Origin of the sequence: Clostridium sp. (assembly GCF_029258205.1) — a bacterium.
Lineage (GTDB): Bacteria > Bacillota > Clostridia > Clostridiales > Clostridiaceae > Sarcina.
This window is the reverse complement of the sequence record NZ_JARHZJ010000025.1, coordinates 1-24,705: the sequence shown is the minus strand read 5'-3', so window position 1 is coordinate 24,705 and position 24,705 is coordinate 1. Positions and strand designations below refer to the sequence as shown.

The following is a 24,705-nucleotide window of genomic DNA, read 5'->3' as shown; positions in this document are numbered from 1 at the left end:
AGATAAAATCTTCACAGCTTCTTTAATAATATATTCTAGAAACATCTAAAAATTTAATTTTATATTTTAATTTATGCAATTAAATTTCTTGAACTAAATTATCAAAAAGATAATCTACAAGCTCATCTTTTCCTTTTTTATTTAATGAAGAGAAGAACTTAAGTTTATAATCCTTAGGCAATCCTAGAGTTTCTTTTATAAGCTTTTCGCTTTTTCCCATTTGGTTATTAGATATCTTATCACTCTTTGTTGCAATAACTTCAACTTCATATCCATAATGCTTTATCCATTCATACATTTGAATATCATCAGCAGTAGGCTTATGTCTACAATCTACTAATAAAACAACCTTCTTTAGAGGACCTCTATTTAATAAATATCTTTCTATTGTAGCACCCCAAGATGCTTTCTCTTTTTTAGATACTTTTGCGTATCCATAACCAGGTAAATCTACTAAATAAAAATCCTTATTTAATAAGAAGAAATTTATTAATCTAGTTTTTCCTGGAGTTTGACTTACCTTTGCTAATCCTCTTCTATTAGTTAATGAATTAATTATAGAAGATTTTCCAACGTTTGATCTACCAACAAAAGCTATTTCTGGTAGATTATCATCAGGATATTGTTCTCTCTTAACCGCTGATATTATAAATTCCGAACTTTTTATTTTCATTATTTTTCAACTCCAACCAATGCATTTTCTAATACATCATCAATTTTATCTGCAAGTATTATATTTAAACTATCCTTAACTGTTTTAGGAAGTTTAATTACGTCCTTTTCATTTTCCTTAGGAACTATAACTGTATCAATCCCTACTCTTCTTGCTGCCAAGCATTTTTCTTTTAAACCACCAATAGCTAAAACTTTTCCAGTTAAAGTTATTTCTCCAGTCATAGCAACATTATGTTTAACCTTTTTACCAGTTAATGCTGATACTAAGGCAGTAGTCATAGTAACCCCTGCAGAAGGACCGTCCTTTGGAACTGCACCTTCTGGAGCATGTATATGAATATCTTTTTTAGAATAAAATTCATCCTTTATTCCTAATTCTTTCATATGAGCTCTCACATAAGAATATGCAGCTCTTGCAGATTCCTTCATTACATCTCCAAGTTGTCCAGTAAGATCTAATCTACCCTTACCATCCATAACCATTACTTCTACTGGTAAAGTATCTCCACCATAAGCAGTCCAAGCCATTCCTGTAACTACTCCAACCTTATCTTCTTTATCAATTTTTTCATAGCTAAAGATTTTTGGACCTAAGTATTTTTCAACTAACTTAGTAGATACATTTAAATTTTTCTTATCTTTTTCTATTATATCCTTTATTCCTTTTCTTATAACATTAGCTATTTGTCTTTGAAGATTTCTTACTCCAGATTCTCTTGTATAGCTATCTATAATAAGTTTTAAAGCAGAATCAGATATAGTAATTATTTTATTATCAACACCATGTTCTTTTAATACCTTTGGTACTAAATATTTCTTAGCTATTCTGAATTTTTCTTCATAAGTGTATCCTGATACTTCTATTAATTCCATTCTGTCTAAAAGAGGTCTTGGAATTCCATCTAAAGAGTTTGCTGTTGTTATAAACATAACCTCTGATAAATCAACATCTACCTCTAAATAATGGTCTCTAAAAGTTTTATTTTGTTCATTATCAAAAACTTCTAGTAAAGCATCAGCTGGATTTCCTTTAAAATCCATTCCTAACTTGTCAATTTCATCTAGTAAAAATACCGGATTCATACTTTTAGCTTCCTTTAATCCAGTAACTATTCTTCCTGGAATTGCTCCAACATAAGTTCTTCTATGTCCTCTTATATCTGCTTCATCTCTAACTCCGCCTAAAGACATTCTTACAAAATGTCTATTTAATGAAGTTGCAACACTTTTAGCTATAGAAGTTTTACCTACCCCAGGAGGTCCAACTAAACAAAGAATAGGACCTCTTAATGAATTACTTATTTGCTTTACAGCTAAATATTCAAGAATTCTATCCTTTACATCCTTTAATCCATAATGATCTTTATCTAATACTTTTCTAGCATCTTTTATATTTAAAGTATCCTTAGTAAATTCTCCCCAAGGCATGTCTAATAAATTTTCTAAGTAAGTTCTTGTAACTCCGCTATCTTGAGAATATGAAGATGAAGACTTAAGCTTTGAAATTTCATATTCAGCTTTTTCTTTAACCTGATTTGGTAATTTTTTCTCATTTATAACTTTTTCAAACTCAATTACAGCTTTCTTATTATCATCATCTTCTCCAAGTTCTTCTTGTATTACCTTCATTTGCTCTCTTAAATAATATTCTCTTTGTCCTTTATCCAAATTCTTCTTAACCTTAGTTCCAATTCTCTTTTCTATTTTAGCTACTTCAATCTCTTGTTTCACGTAAAATATTAATTTTTCTATTCTTTTCTTTAAATCTAAAGTTTGAAGAATATCCTGCTTGTCCTCTTGTTTTATAAGAGCATATGAAGAAATTAAATCTGTAACCTTATTTAAATCTTTTTCTTCTTCTAGATTATCAAATAAATCAACACCATTTATTCCACTACTTGCTGTAATATCTAAAAACTCAAAAAAGTCATCCTTTAACTTTCTTGATAAAGCTTCAAATTCATGGTCAATTTCATTATCAATCTCTATTTTTTCTATTGATGCTTCAAGTAATTCCTCTTTATCAAAGAATTCATCCATCTTTGCTCTTTCAATACCTTCTACTAAAACCCTTATAGTGTTTTTTGGCATTTTTACAATTTGCTTTATTTCACATATTGTACCTGTCTTAAAGATGTCATCTTCACTTGGATTGTCAATCTCTATATCTTTTTGAGCTGCTAAAAATATCTTTTGATCTCCTGCCATAGCTTTTTCAACAGCTTCTATTGACTTTTCCCTACCAACGTCAAAGTATATAACCATATTAGGAAATACAGTTAAACCTCTTAGAGGAATTAAAGGAAGAATTAATTTATCTTCTTTCATAAATATCCCCTCCAAAAAAATTAATAACCACATATTATATAAATATATAGCCTTTAACAAGTATACACATATTACAAGTTTTTTTCAAGCTTATTTAATTTCATAAAAGAAAACTAACACTTTAAGTATTAGCTTTCTTTAGAGATTCTGCATTTAAAGCACTGGTACCAAAAAATGATGTATTATCTTTTAGTGTTAAGCTATCTTTTTCTATACATTCTTCTTCACAAAGTGCAATATTTAATACCTCTTCAACCACTTTAACTCCAACTATTTTTATTCCATCAATGTCCCTAGTTATACTACTTAAATTTTCCTTTGGAACAATTACTAATTCTACTCCTGCTCTCTTTGCTGCTAATATCTTTGCATTTACTCCTCCTATTGGTTTTACCTTTCCTTTTATTGATATCTCACCAGTCATAGCTACTCTATTATTTACAGGAACTCCTTTTATAGCACTATATATAGCTGTAGCTATACTTATTCCAGCCGATGGGCCATCTACTGGTATTCCTCCAGGAAAATTCACATGTATATCATAGGATTTTGAATTTAAATTAAATATGTTATCTAATACTGTTAATACATTCTGTACAGAACAATATGATGTACTTTTTCTCTTTATTTTCTTCTCTCTACCTCCTAGTTCTTCATCATCAACTATTCCAGTAATTTTTATACTACCTATACTATTACTTGATAGCTTTGCAGTAGCTTCTATTTCCATTAAAGCTCCATTATTAGCTCCATATATAGCTAACCCATTTACATATCCAATTTCAGGTTTATCATTTATCACCCTTTCCATTCTAGGATTGTATTGACCATTTTCAATGACCCAATAAATATCACTCTCTTTTATATAATCTCTATTTTCATTTATTGCAAGGCCAGAACATAATTGTACCAAGTTTATAACTTCTCTTCCATTAGTACAATATCTAGATACTATGTCTAACCCTTCATCACTTATTTTATAGCCAACCTTATTTATGGCATTTAAAGCAATTTTTCTAATCTCTTCAACTGTTAATCCCCTAAAAAATATTTCTACGCATCTTGACCTTATAGCTGGAACTATTTCTTCTGGACTCCTTGTAGTAGCGCCAATCAATCTAAAGTCTGCTGGTAATCCATTATCAAATATTTCTTTTATATATCTAGGAGTATTTGGATCTTCTGAACTATAATAAGCTGAGTCTAAAAAAACTTTTCTATCCTCTAACACTTTGAGAAGTTTATTTAATTCAATAGGATGTAATTCTCCTATTTCATCTATAAAAAGTATTCCTCCATGAGCTTTTGTTACAGCACCTGGTTTAGGCTGAGGTACCCCTGCAATCCCTAAGGATCCTGCTCCTTGATATATTGGGTCATGAACAGAACCTATTAATGGATCGGCTATCCCCCTCTCATCAAATCTCAAAGTTGTGGCATCTATTTCAACAAATTTAGATTCATTATTAAAAGGTGATGCTACCATTTTCTTAGCCTCTTCTAAAATTATCCTGGCAGCTGCAGTTTTTCCTACCCCTGGTGGTCCATATATTATTACATGTTGTGGATTTGGACCACAAAGTGCTGCTTTAAGCGCTTTTATCCCCTTTTCCTGTCCTATTATTTCTTCTAAATCAATTGGTCTACTTTTTTCTGTTAAAGGTTCTGTCAGTTTTATCATTCTTAATTTATTTAATTTTTCCATTTGTTTTTCATTTTCTTTTTCTAATATACTATTATCTTTCTTCTTATTGGCAAATGACTTGCTCATATATATATAGAATAAAATTGATATAAGTAATTGTAAAAACATTATAAATGTATAACTATTCATCTCTAATACCTCCCGTTATATAAGGTTAGTATTTACCTATTTTTGTGATAATATTCCAACAAATTCATAAAATCAAAAAAAGATGCATAAATAATATGCATCTTTTTTATTAAGCAGTTTCTATATCTTTCCTAGCTTTATTTTTCTTCTCAGTTCTTAAATTCGGTCTAACTTCTCCTTCTGGAAGCTTTTCAAGCTCTGGACCTTTTCTATCTTTTATTGTCTCTTCAGTTATAGTAGCTTTTACAATATTCTCCTCTGATGGTATATCAAACATTATATCCATCATAGTTTCTTCTACTATGGATCTTAATCCTCTTGCACCAGTTTTTCTATTTATTGCTTCATCTGCAATAGCTTTTAAAGCATCCTCTGTAAAATCTAGTTTTACATTATCAAGCTCAAATAACTTTTTGTATTGTTTAACTAGAGCGTTCTTTGGCTTAGTTAAAATACTTACTAAAGCTTCGTTATCTAAAGCTTCTAAAGTTACTAAAACTGGTAATCTACCAATAAATTCTGGTATTAAACCGAATTTTAATAAATCTCCAGGCATTATATCCTTTAAAAGCTCTCCAACATTCTTTTCGCTTTTTCCTTTAACCTCAGCACCAAAACCTATAGAACTCTTAGTTTCTCTTTTTTCTATTATTTTATCTATTCCATCAAAAGCTCCACCACAAATAAATAAAATATTTGAAGTGTTAATTTGTATAAACTCTTGATGTGGATGCTTTCTTCCACCTTGTGGTGGTACTGAAGCTGTTGTACCCTCTAATATTTTTAATAAGGCTTGTTGAACACCCTCTCCAGAAACATCTCTTGTAATAGATGGATTTTCTGATTTTCTAGCAATCTTATCTATCTCATCTATATATATTATACCTTTTTCAGCTCTTTCAACATCATAATCTGCATTTTGAATTAGCTTTAAAAGTATATTTTCAACATCTTCACCAACATATCCTGCCTCTGTTAATGTTGTAGCATCTGCTATAGCAAATGGAACATTTAACATTTTAGCAAGAGTTTGTGCAAGTAGTGTCTTACCTGAACCTGTAGGTCCTACTAAAAGTATGTTACTTTTTTGTAATTCAACATCATCTTCTGCCTTATTAGCATTTATTCTCTTATAATGATTATAAACAGCTACTGCTAAAGATTTCTTAGCTCTATCTTGACCAACAACATATTGATCTAAATAATCCTTGATTTCTTGTGGCTTTGGAAGATTGCTAGCTTCTAATGGTGATGATTGTGTATTTCCTTCAAATTCATCTTCTATGATCTCTGAACAAAGCTCTATACACTCATCACATATATAAACACCAGGACCTGCGATTAATCTCTTAACCTGTTCCTGACTTTTACCACAAAAAGAACATCTTAATTGCTTTTTATCTTCAAATTTTCCCATTTCATCCACCTCAACTTTCAATGAGACTTAAGTTGTAGATTATTTTCTTTCTATAACTTTATCTATTAATCCGTATTCTACTGCTTCTGATGCTTCCATGAAATAATCTCTCTCAACATCTATTTTTATTTTTTCAAGAGGTTGATTTGTATTTTCACTTAAGATTTGATTTAATTTATCTTTTATCTTTAGTATTCTCTTAGCATGAATATCTATATCAGTCGCTTGCCCTTGGAATCCACCTAAAGGTTGGTGTATCATTATTTCAGCATTTGGCAATGCAAATCTCTTTCCTTTTGCTCCTGAAGATAATAAGAATGCTCCCATAGAAGCGGCCATTCCAATACAGATTGTAGATACATCAGGCTTTATATATTGCATAGTATCATAAATTGCCATTCCTGAAGTTATTGAACCTCCTGGCGAATTTATGTAAAGATGTATATCTTTATCTGGATCTTCACTTTCTAAGAATAATAATTGTGCAACAACAAGATTAGCAGTTACATCATTAACCTCTCCACTTAACATTATTATTCTATCTTTTAATAATCTTGAGAATATATCGTAACTTCTTTCGCCTTTACTTGTTTGTTCAACTACCATAGGTACTAAATTACTCATTAAATTCCCTCCTTTTTTTAAAAAACTCTAATTATAATATTGACATATATATTATAAAAACATACATTATCATAATTATTATATAAAAAAAATATCTATTTGTTAATTAATCTTTTTCTAAACAAACTTTTAATTTTAAAATAATTGCCAAGAAATACTTCCTGGCAATTATCTGAAAGTTTATTTATTTATTATTTTAAAGATTCAAATAACATTTTTAAAGTTTTTTCTCTCTTAACATCTAACTCTAAAGCATCTCTTTGAGCATTTAATAATAAATCAACCATTTTCTCAGTTTCTGCTCCATTTGAGTACATTTTAGCAACTTCTTCTGCTTTTGCTTTTAATTCTTCTTCAGTAGCTTCTATAGCTTCTGCTTCAGTTACAGCACTTATAACTAAATCAGTTTTTACTTTTCTCTCAGCATTTTCTTTCATGTAAGATTTCATCTTATCTTCAGTGCTTCCAGTAAACTCATAGTATTGCTCTAAGCTTAGTCCTTGTTGTCCTAATCTCATTTCTAAATCTCTTACCATATTTTCAACTTCTCTGTTGATCATAGCTTCTGGAATTTCTACTTTTGCGTTATCAACTACAGCGTTTATAACTTTTTCTTCCATTTCTCTTTTAGCTCTTAATTCGTTAGCTTTTACAGCTTTTTCTTTTAAGTCAGCTTTTAATTCTTCTAAAGTATCAAATTCTGAAACTTCTTTAGCAAACTCATCATCTAAAGCTGGTAATTCTTTAACTTTTATTTCTTTTACAGTTACTTCGAATTTAGCTGGTTTTCCATTTAAGTCTTCTTTTCCATAAGCTTCTGGGAATGTTACATTAACATCTTTACTTTCTCCAACTTTTAATCCAACTAATTGCTCTTCAAAGTTATCTATGAAGCTTCCTGAACCTATTTCTAATGGATAATCTTTTCCTTCTCCACCTTCAAATGCTACTCCATCTATGAATCCTTTGAAATCTATAACAGCTATGTTTCCATTTTCAACTGTTCCTTCTTTCTTAGTTTCAACTCTAGCATTTCTTGCTTGCATATCAGCTAATTGTTTTTCTATATCTTCATCTTTTACTTCGTAAGATACTTCTTCAACTTTTAATCCTTTGTAATCTCCTAAAGTAACTTCTGGGTAAGTAGTAACTTTAGCTTTGTAAACTAAGTCTTTTCCTTCTCCAACTTCTACTACTTCGATTTGTGGATAATCAACTGGTCTTACGTTGTTTTCTTCTAAAGCAACTCCATAAGTTTTATCTATACAAGCGTTTATTGCATCATCAAATAAAACTTCAACTCCATAGAATTTTTTAACCATGTTCATTGGAACTTTTCCTTTTCTGAATCCTGGTATGTTAAACTTCTTTGAGTTTTTATTATAAGACTTTTTTAACGCCTCGTTAAAGTCCTTAGCATCAACTTTAATTTCTAATTCTACAACATTTGTGTCTATTTTGTTCATTTTAGATTCCATTGTATATTCCTCCTGTAAATAGCCTTTAAAATTCATGTTTTATGAATGAACTCAGCCAATTATAACATATAATTTCTTTTTTTATCAAATATTTCTTTATTATTTTATTCTTACATTTATACATTTTATCATACTAGTAGTTTTTTTTCTATAAAATCTTTAACATCTTTTAATTCTTCGCAAGTTTTAAAATTATCCCTATAAACTTCTATTATTAATGGAGCTTTATAGGCTAAACTTTTTAGTTTATTAATTATAGGTTTATAATTTACTTTTCCATGACTATGTAGTAATTTTATATTCTTGTTTTATATAACAAGTAAATTTAATATCATATTTTATGTTATCTTTTAAATACTTCAAAAATTCTATATCTTAAGACATATACCAATAAACATTTTTTCTTGAGATAAATATATATTATTTCTCTTTCTATGTGAGCTAATTCATTATATATCTAAAATTTCCTTTTTATAATAGTATTAAAATCTTGTTTTTTCATACCATAAAAGTTGTATAATTAAACTCCTAATTTATTAGTAGCTTTGCATATACTTTTTAAAAGCTCTAAAGAATCTTTTCTTCTCTCATCTTTATCAAATTAAGGTTCATTTATAGATGAAAAAAATTTACTGATTTTATATTAAAGTTATTTTTCTCTTTTTCTTCAATTAGTTTCTTTACAAAATAATCACTATAAGTATTTAAAAATAATTCTCCTGTATCTAAATCCAATTCTTTCATTATCTTAATTGATTTTTTCAATTCAAAATCTGGATAAAAACATGCTTAAGAAATCCCAACTTCCAAATTAATTTCTCTCATTCATTTTTAACTCCTAATTATTATAACTTATAGTAAACATTTAAATAAATTTTTTAATCTTCATTTTAAATAATACTATTTGATTATATGAAGATACTATGTTATGATAAGCTTTGTTTGATTGTGAGAATTTTAAAAATAAAATAAATTTTAAAAACTAAAAATATACAAAAAGAAAGAGGATAAAGAATGAATAATATAAAATTTGATGACTTAGGTCTTAAGGAAAGCTTACTTAAAGCTATAAAAGATATGGGATTTGAAGAACCATCTCAAATTCAAGCTGAAAGTATTCCTGTAGCCCTAGAAGGACACGATATAATCGGTCAAGCTCAAACCGGTACTGGTAAAACAGCTGCTTTTGGATGTGCTATAATAAATAATGCTAATTTTTCAGGAAAAAAGAAAACTCCAAAAGCACTTATTTTAGCACCAACTAGAGAGCTTGCTATACAAGTTAACGAAGAACTTGTAAAACTTGGAAAACACGAAAAACTTTCTGTTTTACCAATATACGGTGGTCAACCAATAGATAGACAAATTAGAGCTTTAAAAAATGGTGTTGATATAGTTGTTGGAACACCTGGTAGAGTATTAGACTTAATAAGAAGAAAGAGTTTACCTCTTAACGATATAGGATTCCTAGTGTTAGATGAAGCTGATGAAATGTTAAACATGGGATTCATTGATGATTTAGAAGAAATTGTTAAATCATTAAAAACTGATAGACAAACACTTTTATTCTCTGCTACTATGCCTCCACAAATAAAAAAATTAGCTAAAAATTACATGAAAAAAGATACTAAGCACATCGCAATAAAGAAAAGTTCTTTAACAGTTTCAAAAATAGAACAATTTTATTTTGAAATAAAACATAGAGATAGATTTGAAACACTTTGTAGAGTTTTAGATTTTGATGAACCAAATGCTGCAATAATTTTCTGCAAAACCAAAAAAGGTGTTGACGAAGTTGTAGAAAAAATGCAAGCTAGAGGATACATGGTTGAAGGTATGCACGGAGATATGAGCCAAAACCATAGACTTCAAACTTTAAGAAAATTTAAAGAAGGAAGCTTAGACTTCTTAGTTGCTACTGACGTTGCAGCTAGAGGAATAGACGTTGAAAGCGTAACTCACGTTATAAACTATGATCTACCACAAGACAATGAAAGTTATGTACATAGAATCGGAAGAACAGGTAGAGCTAACAGAGAAGGAGTTGCTTATTCTTTAGTTACTCCAAAAGAATATATGATGCTTAAGCAAATTCAAAAGCATACTAAGAGTAAAATAATAAGAAAAGCTGTACCTACAGTTGATGAAATATTCCAAAATAAACATAATAACATAATAAACAATGTAAAATCTACTATAGAAGAAGCTTCTGAAGATTTCCAAAAGTTTATTCCAATAGCTACTCAATTAGATGAAGATTATAGCTTAGTAGATGTTGCAGCTGCTCTTTTAAAAATAGTATTTGATAAAGAATCTTCTTTTGATTACACTTCAAATTCTATAGAAGCTCCTGTAATGGATGAAACTAGACTATTTATGTCTGTCGGAAGAAGAGATGGTATAACTCCTAAATCTCTTGTTAATTTCTTAAAAGAAACTGCTAGAATAAGCCCTAAACAAGTTGGAGATATAGACATAAAAGAAAACTTCTGCTTTGCTAACGTTGATGCTGATGTAGTAAATAATATAATGAAAAAATCAATGGGCAAAAAACTTAATAGAAGAACTGTTAATATAGAAGTTGCAAAAAAAAGAAAATAATACAAAAAGACATACTCATATGAGTATGTCTTTTTTATTTATTCTTACAATAGCTAGAACCCTTTGAACATCTACATCCACTTGAGGAACACCCTGCACAATTTCCATTTGATTTTTTAGAACATGCTCCTCTATTTCCACAGCAACTTTTTTTGAATCCTAACTCTTCTAACTCTTCTTCACTTAAGTATTTCAGTGGAAATTCATTTTCACCAAAGCTTTCATACTCAGGCGTATCTTTAATTTCATTTCTATCTATATTTAACAAAATTATCACCTCATTTTCTTATAAATACCAAATTAATAAACTATTATTTTGTATTACTTATTAATATAACATACTAAATAAACTTTAACTACTTAAATTAAAATTTTAATTTTTATAATTTTTAGCATTTTTTATTTATTTATGATAAAATTTACTTATAAAACATTTACATTATTAGGAGGTACACTATGAGTATTCATATAGGTGCAAAAGAAGGTCAAATAGCTGAAACAATTTTATTGCCTGGAGATCCTTTAAGAGCTAAATTTATAGCTGAAACATTTTTAGAAAATCCAGTTTGTTACAATGAAGTTAGAGGAATGTTAGGATATACAGGAACATATAAAGGAAAAAGAATATCAGTTCAAGGTACTGGTATGGGTGTTCCTTCAATTTCTATTTACGTTAATGAACTTATAAGAGATTATGGAGTTAAAAATTTAATAAGAGTAGGGACAGCTGGCGGTATGCAAGAAGATATAAAAGTTAGAGACTTAGTTTTAGCTATGTCATCTCATACTGATTCTGCAATAAATAAAGTTAGATTTAATGGTTTAGATTTTGCTCCTACAGCATCATTTAAAATTTTAAAGGCTGCTTACGATACTGCTGTTGAAAAAGGATATTCTCCTAAAGTTGGTAGCGTATTCACAGCTGATAGTTTCTATAATGATAATCCTGAAGCATGGAAACAATGGGCTAAATTTGGTACTTTAGCTGTTGAAATGGAAACTGCTGCTTTATATACCTTAGCATCTAAGTATGGTGTTAATGCCTTAACAATACTTACTATAAGTGATCATTTAATTACTGCTGAAGAAACCACTGCTGAAGAGCGCCAAACTACATTCACAAAGATGATGGAAGTTGCTCTTGATACTGCCATAACTTTATAAAATAAAAAACAGATTGATTATTCAATCTGTTTTTTATTTATTAATTATTCTTATCTTCTTCTAAACCTGGTAATGAAAAGTCTTGTACATTATAAACTATCCACTTTCCATTTTCATACTTCATATTTGTGAAAAAGTTTTTTTCCATTGATTCACTTTTAACATCTATTCCCAATATTTTCTTTTTTATCTTATAAGAAACATTAACCACAATCCTCGCTTCATAAACACCATGATTACGTTCTATCGAACTATTTTCCATCTTAATTTGAAGATCACTTATATCATAGCCATTCTTTAAAAGAAAATATTTTTGACTTAATGTATTATATATATTATTCTTAACTTCATCTTTAGCATTTTTTATATCATTTTTATCCTCTGAATTTAAAGCCTGAAATACGCTATTATAAAATTCTTTTACAACTTTTTCAACATCATCTTTTATAATTGTATCTTTTAAATCTAGTTCTATATTTATTTCTGGATGGTCTTCTATATAAACCTTTTGGCTATCTATTTCTCCCCAAGGAGTATTGCATTTTATAGTTAAATATGTTGAACCATCCTTAGGGAAAGGTCCAACATCCTTAAAATCTTTTACCTTTATACCTGAGTCCTCTCCATTTATATATACATTACTATCCTCAAAACTACTCTTAACTGTAACTAACATTCCATTTAAGGGTATATTTATCTTATTATTATCCATGAAAATTATATTTTTTTCTTCTACTAAATTAGAATTATATGCTTTTTTCTCAATTTTAACATCATATACTCCCGGTATTAAATTAGGTATTTCTAAACTTCTACTAGTATTAGTTGTCCCTATAAAATTACCATTTAAATATACACTAGCTTCTGGAAAATTAGATAATACAACAAGCTTCTTTTTTTGTATTACAACATACCATTTTTCTCCCCAAAAACTTTTTTTAGACTCTAACTTTGTAGAATATACCTCATCACCATTTTCTAAAGAAGATACTAATTTATTAATTCTACTTTTATCTGATTTAAAAAAATCAATATATGGTATTAACTGTTCTTTTGTTATTGCTGAACTTTTATTTCCTTTTTCTATTAAATTCATCAAGGCTCTTTCATTTCCTTTACTTAATGAATTAGATAATTGTTCAATTACATCTCTCTTTTTACTACTGACATTACCATATAGAAATACTATAATTAAAGCTAAAGCAATAATACAAATTAATATCACCTTAGGATCCTTTTCTTTTATAATTTTATTTTTTACTCTTTTATAAAAGCTACAAATGTTATGACCTATCCCTGCAATAATCTCTTTCAATTTATCCATATGTTAAAGCTTACTCCTCTAGTAAATTTATAATCCACTTATTACAGGATGTACATTTATAAACTTGTATTCCAAAAGGATATAGTATTTCATCTTTAAATCTATTATAATCACTTCTTAACTCTTTTAATGAATAAAATTCATCATCTTCAGTTAAAGCTCCTACTAATTCGCATATATAATTTTCTTTAGTTTTAAAACAGCAATCATTCTCATCTGTACACTTTATTTTCTCTAATTTTAATTCTTCTTGAAAATCTTGTAATATAGGTATTATATCTTGAAATTCACTTATATCATCTTGAAAATCCTCTGCTAAAAAATCCACTCCACTTATAGTAAATAATTTATCCATTTAACCACCTCTAATTTCCTAACTAAAATTTACTAACTAATTCTAGTATTACATAAATTAATTTTACCAACTTATTTTAGCATAATAAATATTATTGTAAATAATTTATTGTTAACAAGAGCAAAAATAGCCACTAAATGAGCTATTTTTTAATATTTATATTTAAAACAAAAGTTTATTTATTCTATTATAGATAAGAACTCTTCTTCATTTATTATCTTAATATCAAAATTTTCTTTTATTAAATTTTCTGCTTTTTTTAATTTAATACTCTTTTCGTTTTCTTTTAATTTATTTAAATCTCTAATTCCTGTAATTAAGTAATTTGTCTTTTTACTTACAGAGCTTGAGACAAACCCTCCACATCTTATTACATTCCCTATGGCTTCTCCTCTAGACATAGAGCTTAAAGGCCCTGTAAAAACTACATTTTTACACTTTAAAGATCTTTCTTCCTCTTTCTTCTTTTCTTTAAGCCTTAAATTGCTTGAATATTTACATTCACCCTTTTTTCCAGAAGATTTATATCCATTTTTATAAACAGCACCTATTCTTATGGCAAGCTTATCTGAAAGTTCTTCAACTGATTCTATCTCTAAGTCTTTGCATATATTAAGTAATATATTAGCACATGCCCTTGCATCTTCCCCTGCATGGTGATGAGAAAATTCAAAACCTAAAGCTTCACTTACAGTTCCTAATTTATGATTTGGTAATGATTTATAATAATTCTTTGCCATAACTACTGTACAGGCATATTCAAAATCTGGATAAGGTATATCATAAAAATCTAAAGTTTTTCTAAGAACGCTAATATCAAAAGCTGCATTATGAGCTATTACTAAATTCCCATCTATGTAACATTTTATTTCTTCCCATATTTTATTAAAAGTTCTCTCATTTTCAACATCCTCTGGCCTAATTCCATGTATCCATATATTCATAGGCTGAAATCTCATTTCACAAGGCTTTATTAAAAAATATTTTTCCTCAACAATTTTATTATTTTTAACAACAGTCAACCCAATAGAACAAGCACTATTTCTTTTCTCATTAGCAGTTTCGAAGTCTATTGCAACAAAATCCATTTATGTCTTTCTCCCTTTCTATGTAACAATAAACAATATTATATCACATTTTATTTTATTATTTTAATTTAAAATAAAAAGACCTTACTGTAGAAATAAAATATTTCTACAGTAAGGTCTAAATTTCTGCTTTAAGACTATTTTTAAGTTGTATTTATAGATTTCACTTTATATTTATAATTAAAAAACTCTAAAAGTAAACTTACTTCTTAAACAAAAAATTTTAAAATCAAATTAAAAGTCTATTTAATTACACTTTTAATATTATTAAATATCTCTTTATTCTCTTTTATCTTTTCTTCATTACCTAGTACACAGATGTAGTCTTCCTTCATTAGATCTTTAATCATAGGTGCAAAACTCTTAATTTTTTCTACATCTGCATTTATAATTTCTTCTCTTTCTTTTTGAAGATCTTCATAAGTAAAGTTACTTAAATAGTATGAAACTGCTATATCACCTTTTATACCATTGCTTATAGGTTGATCATATTTTCTTATTGTACCTATAATGTATTTAGTCATTTCTCTTTCATCAGCTTCAAAATCATTTAAATAGTTAGGTATATTATCATAAGCTTCTAATGTACTTACTATATTAGGATCTCTATATGAAACTATATATGCTCCACCATCTCTTCTAAAGTTAGAAAACACTCCATAAGCTCCACCTTTAACTCTTACAGAATTCCATAAGTAGTCAAACCCTAGAATACTTTCTAATAAAGATAAGGCACCAGAATACTTATATCCATCAATTTTGTAGTTTCCACCTTTAGCTACATATTGTACATTGCCTTGAGTTAAAAGTCCTTCATTTTTCTTTACTAACTCAAATCTATATTCTTCTTTTTCAAAATTATTATTATTTATTTTGCTTATTAAATATTTTACTTTTTTCTTAAAGTTTTTATATTCATCTTCTTTTCCTGAATAACTTATAAGCATATTTTGCTTATTAAAGATTAAGTCTCTTACCTTTTTTAAATTATCTGATATTATGGATTTTTTATCTTCCTTATCTATATTTACTAAGAAATCATAATAATCTAATCCACTTATTTTTTCATCATAAGCTCCTCTATTTGTGCAATATGATAAAACTTTTTTCATAGCTATTCTATGACCACTATCAAATATAGCTCCTTCTAATCTAGCTCTTTTTTCTCTGATTATTTGCATAATTCTATCCATATCATCTAAGTCAGTGTGATTTACAATCTCAGAAACTAACTCTATAGCTTTATTAGTCTTACTACTTAATGCTTTATATGAAATTTCTAAATATGGACTAAACTCATTATTTTTCTTTAGATTAGCAAAAGTTATAGCACCAAAGCTTATTCCACCTGTATTTATATTTATAGCATTTGATAATTTAGAATAATCATAATCTTTTGTTCCACACTTACCTAATATATCACATAGTAATCCAATATAAGGTATTAAATCTTGAGGAACACTATTTGTATTAAAGAAGAAATTAACATAGTCTATTTTATTAGTATGAAAATCATGGTGTAATGTTGTAATTCCATCTATATCCTTTTTTTCTGTAGGAATTTTAGTTGCTTCTTTATCTATATCCTCTAAAGATAACATAGGAATACTTTCTAAATCTTCTTTCTTATCAGGTGTACTTTGTCTTTCTTTTAACTTTTTACAATTATCAATTATTTCATTTAAAGTCTTTTCATCAAAACTATTTTTAATCTCTTCTAACTTCTTCTTTAATTCAGCAGACTTTTTCTCATTTATTCCTTTTTCAGGATTAAGAGAAACAAGTGAAGAGTGAGTATTATTTATCATATATTTTTCAATTAAATCTTCAAAATAATTACTTGTTAAAGCAGATTTTATTTTTTCAAGATTTTTTTCATATTCTAAATGAGCATATGGATCACCATCATAAAGCCAGCTATCCATAACTTTTAAATAATAAATTAATCCATTAGGATAAGAGCCATAATCTCCTTCCCTTAATTCAAATTCAACTCTATTTATAGAAGCTTCTATAAGTTCTTTATCTATGCCATTTTCAACTAAATCCTTCAAAGTGTTCATTACTACTTTTTTAAATTCTTCTTCTTTGTTTAGCTCTGCATTCTTAACTAAAACAGTAAAGGCTGATTGTTTAGTTGAGTTATCAAAGTCTCCTGATACAGCTTTCCCTATTCCTGCATCTATTAATGCTTTCTTTAATGGAGCTGCTGTACTTCTTGTTAGAAGATATGCTAAAACATCAAAAGCTAAGCCTTTTTCACCATCTGTGGCATCTCCAATTACAAAGTTTAAGCTATAGTAACTTTTATGATTTAAATCTTCACTTTCAGCTATTCCATAAGTAAAGCTTTCTTCTTTCATATTCTCAAAAGATTTTTGTTCTTTTATTTCTGAATCTATCTCTTTATATTCAAAATTCTTTAAATACTCTTCATTTATAAATTCTAATTCTTTCTCAGTATCTCCATTACCATATAAGAAAATATATGAGTTTGAAGGATGATAATATTTCTTATGAAATTCTAAAAACTCTTCATAAGTTAAATTTGGTATTTCATCAGGATCCCCTCCTGAAGATAAGGCATAGCAAGTATCTGGATATATTGTTTGTGGTATTTTTCTATAAAGTATAGAATCTGGAGATGAGTATGCTCCCTTCATCTCATTATAAACAACACCATTATACTTTAATTCATCATCCTTATTTTCTATATAATAATGCCATCCTTCTTGCATGAATATTTCCTTATGCTTATATATATTTGGATATAATACAGCATCTAAATAAACATCCATAAGATTCATAAAATCTTTTTCATTTCTTGATGCTACTGGATATATTGTTTTATCTGGATATGTCATAGCATTTAAGAATGTATTTAAAGACCCTTTTAAAAGTTCTACGAATGGTTCCTTAGTATTAAATTTTCTAGAACCACATAAAACTGAATGCTCTAAAATGTGAGGTACTCCTGTACTATTATCTGGTGGAGTTCTAAAACCTATTGCAAAGCACTTATTATCATCTTCACTTATGATTTTTATAAGCTTAGCCTTAGTTTTTTCATGCTCAAACCTTAAACCTACTCCACCTATTTGATTTAAATTTTCTATGTTTAAAAGTTTAAATCCACTATAAATATTATTCTCTTTAAAATTCATTTTTCACACTCCTATGGAAATGTATTTTGTTAATATATTTATTTTAATAATTGTACCACAATTACCCTATATTAAAAAGTTTGCTAGTATATATATATATTTATTTCCAAATATCTTTTTATTTATTTAATTTTATAAAAAGAAATGATATAACTAAATCTATATCATTTCTCTTTTAGCTTAAGATTATTCTTAGTGGTTAATTAAATTTTATTAAATTTACTAATATTCCTTTTTAAAATATTGAACTAAAAATTATATATAATAATTTTTATAGTATTCCAAAATATCTAGCAATAACATATAGAATTATTGCTCCCCCACCCAAAAAACTAACCTTTGCATTTCTTTCGTTATTAGCCATAACTTTTTCAAATATTCCTCTAGCTATAAGTAAACTTCCTGCTACAACACCAACCCATTGATTTGTTGTAAACCATTCTGGATTAAGATATGTATAAAAGTATCCAATTACAAGTGGAAAAATAAAGCATCCAAAAATACTTCTTATAAATGGAATTTTTCCTTTTACTAATTTCATCTTATGTAATTCTCCTTTACTCTCTTATTACATATTAATTTTATCAACATTTTAAAAAATTTAAAAGCATATATCTCTTATTAAGTTAATATTTACTTTTATTTATTATTTTTTTTAGTTATTAATCATATACATTATTGAATTATGTATTAAAAATAGGAGGAACTTAATGAAAAAAAAACAAACAATATTATTAGTAACTTCTTTATTTCTAATAGTAGTATTATTAATCTTATCCATACATTCATACTTAAATAAAAAGAAACCCGCTGAATTTTCAGAAGCCATAAATTTATTAAAAGAACCTGAGAAGAAGGAAGATGATGAATTAAAGGCAAAATTTGAAGAAGTACTTCAGGATTTATTTAAAAATACAAATATAGCTATATTAAACAATGACCTAGATGAATTAAAGAAATTTTATGATTTACAAAAAAAACCTAGCCTTTGGGCATATGAAAGTGAAAGTAAAAAAGTTAAGTATTTAAATAACTGGTCTCAAAAGCAAGGAGTTGTATTTAATGAAATAAAATCAAAAACTGAAATAAGAAAAGCTAGAGAAAGAGAAAAGGACCTATACGGAATAATATGTGTTGTTTCAAGTGAATTTACATATTATTATCTTAATGATCCACTTAAAACTAATACATTTAGATTAGGTACTTATCACTATTTAAATTTAAAAAATGAAGGAGACAGATATATTATCACTAAGGAATGGTATACTGATCCCTTTGCTGATTCTCTAGATTTAAATAATATAAAATCTGATGAAATTAAATCCTATATATTAAATAGTTCTAGTCCATCTTATTCACCTGATGAAAGAACAAAAAATGCTATAGACTATGCACACAACTATTGTGGCGCTGCCGCAGATGATGAACTTGGTTTTAACTATAATAAAAAATATACAGACTTTAACCCTCAAGGGGGAGACTGTGCAAACTTTGCCTCTCAAATTCTTTTTGAAGGTGGTGGATTTAAGAAAAATTCAACATGGAACTATTCTAATGGTGACGGTTCTAAAGCTTGGGTAAATGCTCAAGCATTTAAAAATTACATGGTTAATAGTGGACGTGCTTCCTATATTGCTAAAGGTAAATATTCAGAAATATATAAAGCTGCATATAATTTAAGACCTGGTGATTTTGTAGCTTATGAAAAAAATGGACGAATAACTCATATTTCAACAGTTACAGGCTTAGATAGTAAAGGTTATCCTCTAGTAACTTGCCATAACACAGATAGACTTCTTGTTCCTTTCGATTTAGGTTGGAGCAATGACAATATAAGTTTTCACCTAGTAGATGTTTATTATTAATTTATATATAAAAATGATATGTATAAAAATAACGAAAAAATAAAACTTATAAATAATTTTTTAGAATTATTCAGATATTCTACTCATACTTATTTATAAGTTTTATGTTCAAGTTTTAATACATATCATTTTTTAACTATAGTTCTAATCTATATTTTTCTAATGACTTAACTATTAAATCAGCTATTTTCTGTTGATATAACTTATCTCCTAGCAAAGCATCATCTTCCCAATTGCTCATAAATCCCATCTCTAAAATTATTACAGGTCTTTGTGACCAGTTAAATCCTGTCATATCTTTTCTTTCAAAAACTCCATTAACTTTTACTCCACCATCTTTCAAAGTTTCATTTAAAATTTCTCCATATTTTTTACTTTCTTCATATATACCTTTTAACTCCTTTGTTTCAGAAGAAGGAATTAAAATTGAAGCTCCTCTTTTCCCTGAATTATTTGAACCATCACAGTGAAGTTTTATTGAAATATCTGCCTTTGATTCATTTCCTATTTCTGCCCTTTCTCTATTACTTAAGCTAACCTGGTTTTTTTCTCTTGTCATAATTACTTTATAGCCTTCTTTATTTAAAAGTTCTTTTAAAATCATAGCTACTTGTAAATTTATTTCATACTCTGTATTTTTTGTACCAACTCCAGCTGTTCCTGAAGATACTCTAGGCTTTTTTTGATTAGACCAAGGTGCTATAGGTTCAAGCTTACTATCTCCTTTTTCTTGATGACCTGCATCAATACATATAGTAATCTCTTCTTTTTCTTTTCCTAAAACATTCTTTACTAGTAAATTAGTAATAACTACGTTTACCAAAAGAAAAATTCCCAATAAAAATATACATCTCTTTTTCATAATAAAAATCCTTTCTAGTGTTTAAATAATAAATAGTATTTATCTAAACTCTAAAAAATATTATCTACTGTAGTTTTACATATAAATTTTTCATGTTATAATTTTAAAGTCTTAAATTATGTCTAATAAAGAATTTAATATAAATTAAAGGAGATACATATGAAAAAAGTTAATTTTAAAGGAAGTGTAATGTTAAATCCTACTCCAGTAGTTCTTATTACTTCTAAAAATAAGGAAGATAAAGTAAATGCTTTTACTGTTGGCTGGGTTAGCACAGTTTGCACTAAACCTCCAATGATTGCCATGGGAATAAGACCGGAAAGATTATCTCATGAGTATATAAAAGAAAGTGAGGAATGTGTTATAAATTTACCATGTAGAGATATGGTTAAATTTGTTGATTTTTGCGGTGTTAAATCTGGAAGAAAAGTTGATAAAATTAAACACTTTGGATATACTCTTAATAAAGGAATTGCTATAAGTACTCCTTCTATTGAAAAAGCACCTGTAGCTTTAGAATGTAAACTTAAATCAATAACACCTTTAGGTACACATGATATGTTTTTATTTGAGGTTGTTAATGTAAAAGTTGATGAAAGTCTTATAGATGAAAAAGGAAAAATTCATTTTAATAAAGCTAATCTATTAGCATATAGTCACGGAGAATATTTTGGTCTTAATTCTAAACCACTAGGCTCTTTTGGTTATTCAATTAAGAAAAAGAAAAAATCAAGATAGTATTCTAACTAAATATTCAAAAAAGACACTAGGAAATTGGTTTTAAAAAATTCCCTAGTGTCTTTTTTAAATTTTTATATATGCTTCTTAACACTCTTTACAACGTTTATTACTATCTTTTCATATGTATAATTAAAATTCTTCTTTAGCAGATGTTAAGAATTGAATTTCTTCTAAAACAGAGCTTGCTCTACTCTCATCAACCATAACTACTAAATAATCTCCACTTTGTATTTCAATAGAACCCTTAGGTATTATTTCGTTATTTCCTCTTTTTATTGCAACTAAAAGAGCTGATTTTGGCCAATTAACATCTTTTATTTCTTTTCCCTCAGCTTCGCTACCAAGTTCTATTCCAACCTCTAGTAGAGTTTTATTATTAGAAGGTTCTTCTACTTCTGAACCAGCCTTTTCTATCCATCTTTCTAATAAAGATTCATATATTGGTTCACTCTTTAGCAAGTCAGATGTTACATATGAAATTATTACAACTACAGATAAAGATAGCATATGTTCAAAAGAGCCTGTCATCTCTGTAATAAGTATTATACCTGTAATCGGAGCCTTTACTATTGAAGCAAAGTTACCTGCCATGGCTAATATTATAAAATCTATTATATATTGATTTGGAACTCCAAATGCATTACAACTTACTATTCCAACTATATTACCTAATACTGCACCTAAAAGTAATAGTGGAAAGAATATACCACCTGGTGTACCTGCACCGAAACTTATAATAGTTAACAAAAATTTAACCAAAAGTACAACTAAAAGAATTTTTATTGGAAAGTTCTTAGTTGTTAAATCCATTATAAGTTCATGTCCACCACCTAGTATTATTGGTGCAAAAATACCTAATATACCTGTTAATAAGAAAGGAATCATTACCTTAACTTCTACAGGAACCTTTTTGAAATTTCCATATAAACTTTGTACTTTTAAAATTCCCTTTGAGAATATTGCACCTCCTATACCTAAAAGTACTCCTAATATTATTAGCACCCAATAATATTTTAAAGGTAATACAGGAACCTTCTCAATACCTAAGCTAGGATTCATTCCTAAAAATTGTTTTGAGACAAAATCAGATACTAAGGATGCAGCCATTGCAGATACTAAAACTAAAGGTGAGAAACTCTTATGTACCTCTTCTAAAGCAAATATTACCCCTGATAGAGGCGCATTAAATGCTCCAGCTAAACCTGCTGAAGCACCTGATGTTATTAAATATTTTTTCTCTACATTTATTCTTTTTAGACTATTACTAAATCCTTCTCCTACAGCAGCTCCCATTTGTACTGATGGACCTTCTCTACCTAAAGACAATCCAGCTCCTAAGGAAATTACTCCTCCTAAGAACTTATAAATTAAAATCTTTAGCCAGTTCATTTTAAGTTTACCAATTAATTCTCCTTCAACTTGAGGAATACCACTTCCTGAAATCATAGGTTCTCTTCTAACCATAAACCCAACAAGAGCTCCTAAAATAGCTAATACAACTAAAACTATAATCATGTTAGTTACACTTAATGCTGCCCATTCATAAAGCTTTTTAAAAAGCGGAAATAAATAATTAACAATAATTCTATTTAGTACTAAAATTAAAGAACATAAAAGTCCTATGGCAGCACCTTCTAGAACTAATTTAAATCTTAAATCCTTTCTATGTGACAGTATTTTTTCTGTACTCTCATTACTCAAAGATTCCACCTCCTTACACTTAACATTTTATTAACATATTTATTATACTCTTATGTTTTTGCAGATTCAAATTTAATTAAACTTCAATTTTAAATTATTTTTTAAAATATCATTGTAAACATTATCCACTCCTCATAACAATAGTTTTATTCTTTTAATATAAAATCTTATTAATTAAAATATGTATTTTATTAAAAATTTTATACATAGTATTAAAATATAAATTTTATGTAAAATGGTGTGTATCAATGAGTCTTTTTACCTTTTAAAAATGACTTCATACAGCTTATGATGAAGAACTTACTAAGTATAAAATCACAAAATTTTTGACCCTAAAATTTACTTGTGCCTGTTATTAATCATTATATTAAACCTAAAGCCTTTATTAATTAAAAATAATTTTTAAAGTTGTATAGAAATTAATATATTTGATAATAATATTAGCTGTAGAGTTATTTAATCTATACAGCTGTTTTCATATAATATTTCTCTACTTTAGAGATTAAATTTAAAACTACATTCTAAAATGTACGCGTTATTATTTTAGGGTTTTAAATTTCTCTAAACTCATTTTTCGTTATAGCTAATTTGCTGTAACCTCTTATTCATTAAGATAGCTCAGAAATTTCTGAGCTATTACGTTTCTACTTCAAAGTTCTACTAATAATAAATTCTAAAATTATTATTTTCTATTTAAGCTTTCAACTTCAAATTCTTGAAATCTATATTTTTGTCCTGTAGGATTTTCTTTTTCCTTTGGAACTTTCTCTAAAAACATATCATACGGTCTTACAAATTGACCACAATCTCCATATAAAGCTCTATATAATACCATTTTTTCTCCACTTTCTGAATTAGTAACTACACCCTCTACTAAGTAAAAATCACCTTTAAAGTGTCTAAATATTTTTCCTATACTTTTTTCAATATTTCTATCCATAATAACTCCTCCTAAAAACAAAAGGGGTTGTATCAAAATATAGTAATAAAGCTATTTTGATACACTCCCTTTTTATTCCATGGCAACAAATTCTACCTTTTCAACACCATGAACTAATTCTATTTCGTTTAACATTTCTTTTATATCACACTTCATAGTTGATATGTCTATTGTGAAACTTACATGAGCTAATCCATGTATAGGTAGCCCTTGATCTATTGTAAGTATGTTTCCCCCAACATCTGATAATATATTTAAAACTGATGATAAAACTCCCTTTTCATGAGTAACCACCATATTAAATATAACTTTTCTACCTTGAATAGTCTCTACAAATTCAAATATATAGTCTTTATACTTATAATAAACACTTCTACTAATACCAACTTGCTTCACAGCTTCTGTTATCTCTTTAACTTTTCCTTCTTTTAAAAGTCTTTTAGCGTTTATTACCTTTTCAAAAACTTCTGGCAATACTCTTTTATCTATAACTAATAAATTTCCTTCCATTGGAACTATTCACCTCTTCACATCTATAAAATAT

20 protein-coding genes are annotated in these 24,705 nt (G+C 27.7%); 4 read left to right on the top strand and 16 right to left on the bottom strand.

Annotated elements, in window-relative coordinates; all coding sequences use genetic code 11:
* Positions 1 to 79: 79 nt before the first annotated feature.
* The 6 genes from yihA to tig all read right to left on the bottom strand — a co-directional run bounded on the left by yihA (position 80) and on the right by tig (position 8,356).
* Complete coding sequence (yihA, locus tag Q1J60_RS03330) at positions 80 to 673, bottom strand: ribosome biogenesis GTP-binding protein YihA/YsxC (RefSeq protein ID WP_300258485.1); 594 nt, start codon at positions 671 to 673, stop codon at positions 80 to 82.
* Entirely contained in the window at positions 673 to 3,003 is a 2,331-nt protein-coding gene (lon, locus tag Q1J60_RS03325; RefSeq protein ID WP_300258482.1) for an endopeptidase La, read from the bottom strand. Before lon ends, yihA begins: the two co-directional genes overlap by 1 nt.
* A gap of 121 nt (positions 3,004 to 3,124) precedes the next feature.
* Positions 3,125 to 4,837, bottom strand: coding sequence for an ATP-dependent protease LonB (gene lonB, locus Q1J60_RS03320; RefSeq protein WP_300258479.1), 1,713 nt, complete (start codon positions 4,835 to 4,837; stop codon positions 3,125 to 3,127).
* 109 nt (positions 4,838 to 4,946) lie between these two features.
* Positions 4,947 to 6,254, bottom strand: coding sequence for an ATP-dependent Clp protease ATP-binding subunit ClpX (gene clpX / locus Q1J60_RS03315; protein WP_300258476.1), 1,308 nt, complete (start codon positions 6,252 to 6,254; stop codon positions 4,947 to 4,949).
* Positions 6,255 to 6,293: 39 nt separating this feature from the next.
* Complete coding sequence (clpP, locus tag Q1J60_RS03310) at positions 6,294 to 6,878, bottom strand: ATP-dependent Clp endopeptidase proteolytic subunit ClpP (RefSeq protein ID WP_300258473.1); 585 nt, start codon at positions 6,876 to 6,878, stop codon at positions 6,294 to 6,296.
* 191 nt (positions 6,879 to 7,069) lie between these two features.
* Positions 7,070 to 8,356: a trigger factor gene (gene tig / locus Q1J60_RS03305; protein ID WP_300258470.1), complete on the bottom strand. Its 1,287-nt coding sequence runs from the start codon at positions 8,354 to 8,356 to the stop codon at positions 7,070 to 7,072.
* Between the two features lie 1,014 nt (positions 8,357 to 9,370).
* Here tig and Q1J60_RS03300 point away from each other — a divergent pair.
* Positions 9,371 to 10,957, top strand: a complete 1,587-nt coding sequence (locus Q1J60_RS03300) for a DEAD/DEAH box helicase (protein ID WP_300258467.1) — start codon at positions 9,371 to 9,373, stop codon at positions 10,955 to 10,957.
* Positions 10,958 to 10,991: 34 nt separating this feature from the next.
* Here Q1J60_RS03300 and Q1J60_RS03295 read toward each other — a convergent pair whose 3' ends face one another.
* Positions 10,992 to 11,234: a hypothetical protein gene (locus Q1J60_RS03295; RefSeq protein ID WP_300258465.1), complete on the bottom strand. Its 243-nt coding sequence runs from the start codon at positions 11,232 to 11,234 to the stop codon at positions 10,992 to 10,994.
* Positions 11,235 to 11,413: 179 nt separating this feature from the next.
* On the opposite strand from Q1J60_RS03295, the gene deoD reads away from it, so the two are divergent.
* Positions 11,414 to 12,121: a purine-nucleoside phosphorylase gene (gene deoD, locus Q1J60_RS03290; RefSeq protein WP_300258462.1), complete on the top strand. Its 708-nt coding sequence runs from the start codon at positions 11,414 to 11,416 to the stop codon at positions 12,119 to 12,121.
* A gap of 40 nt (positions 12,122 to 12,161) precedes the next feature.
* Here deoD and Q1J60_RS03285 read toward each other — a convergent pair whose 3' ends face one another.
* The 5 genes from Q1J60_RS03285 to Q1J60_RS03265 all read right to left on the bottom strand — a co-directional run bounded on the left by Q1J60_RS03285 (position 12,162) and on the right by Q1J60_RS03265 (position 18,593).
* Positions 12,162 to 13,445, bottom strand: a complete 1,284-nt coding sequence (locus Q1J60_RS03285; protein ID WP_300258459.1) for a zinc ribbon domain-containing protein — start codon at positions 13,443 to 13,445, stop codon at positions 12,162 to 12,164.
* A 10-nt stretch (positions 13,446 to 13,455) separates the two neighbouring features.
* Positions 13,456 to 13,800 carry a hypothetical protein gene (locus tag Q1J60_RS03280; RefSeq protein ID WP_300258456.1) on the bottom strand — a complete coding sequence of 115 codons (345 nt, stop codon included), beginning with the start codon at positions 13,798 to 13,800 and terminating at the stop codon, positions 13,456 to 13,458.
* 179 nt (positions 13,801 to 13,979) lie between these two features.
* A complete protein-coding gene (locus Q1J60_RS03275) occupies positions 13,980 to 14,888 on the bottom strand; it encodes an exonuclease domain-containing protein (protein ID WP_300258453.1) in 909 nt (302 codons plus the stop codon).
* 242 nt (positions 14,889 to 15,130) lie between these two features.
* Entirely contained in the window at positions 15,131 to 18,052 is a 2,922-nt protein-coding gene (locus Q1J60_RS03270; protein WP_300258451.1) for an insulinase family protein, read from the bottom strand.
* A gap of 271 nt (positions 18,053 to 18,323) precedes the next feature.
* Positions 18,324 to 18,593 carry a hypothetical protein gene (locus tag Q1J60_RS03265; protein WP_300258449.1) on the bottom strand — a complete coding sequence of 90 codons (270 nt, stop codon included), beginning with the start codon at positions 18,591 to 18,593 and terminating at the stop codon, positions 18,324 to 18,326.
* Between the two features lie 169 nt (positions 18,594 to 18,762).
* On the opposite strand from Q1J60_RS03265, the gene Q1J60_RS03260 reads away from it, so the two are divergent.
* Positions 18,763 to 19,917, top strand: coding sequence for an amidase domain-containing protein (locus Q1J60_RS03260; RefSeq protein WP_300258446.1), 1,155 nt, complete (start codon positions 18,763 to 18,765; stop codon positions 19,915 to 19,917).
* Between the two features lie 136 nt (positions 19,918 to 20,053).
* On the opposite strand, the gene Q1J60_RS03255 is transcribed toward Q1J60_RS03260, so the two are convergent.
* A complete protein-coding gene (locus tag Q1J60_RS03255; protein WP_300374880.1) occupies positions 20,054 to 20,779 on the bottom strand; it encodes an N-acetylmuramoyl-L-alanine amidase family protein in 726 nt (241 codons plus the stop codon).
* A gap of 159 nt (positions 20,780 to 20,938) precedes the next feature.
* Between Q1J60_RS03255 and Q1J60_RS03250 the strand changes: the two genes are divergently transcribed.
* A complete protein-coding gene (locus Q1J60_RS03250) occupies positions 20,939 to 21,517 on the top strand; it encodes a flavin reductase family protein (RefSeq protein ID WP_300258440.1) in 579 nt (192 codons plus the stop codon).
* A gap of 132 nt (positions 21,518 to 21,649) precedes the next feature.
* On the opposite strand, the gene Q1J60_RS03245 is transcribed toward Q1J60_RS03250, so the two are convergent.
* From Q1J60_RS03245 to Q1J60_RS03235, 3 genes are all read right to left on the bottom strand, one after another.
* Positions 21,650 to 23,221 carry a ClC family H(+)/Cl(-) exchange transporter gene (locus Q1J60_RS03245; RefSeq protein ID WP_300258437.1) on the bottom strand — a complete coding sequence of 524 codons (1,572 nt, stop codon included), beginning with the start codon at positions 23,219 to 23,221 and terminating at the stop codon, positions 21,650 to 21,652.
* Between the two features lie 682 nt (positions 23,222 to 23,903).
* A complete protein-coding gene (locus Q1J60_RS03240; RefSeq protein ID WP_300258434.1) occupies positions 23,904 to 24,161 on the bottom strand; it encodes a DUF1653 domain-containing protein in 258 nt (85 codons plus the stop codon).
* A gap of 72 nt (positions 24,162 to 24,233) precedes the next feature.
* On the bottom strand, positions 24,234 to 24,671 hold the full coding sequence (locus tag Q1J60_RS03235) for an ACT domain-containing protein (protein ID WP_300258431.1): 438 nt from the start codon (positions 24,669 to 24,671) through the stop codon (positions 24,234 to 24,236).
* Positions 24,672 to 24,705 lie beyond the last annotated feature (34 nt).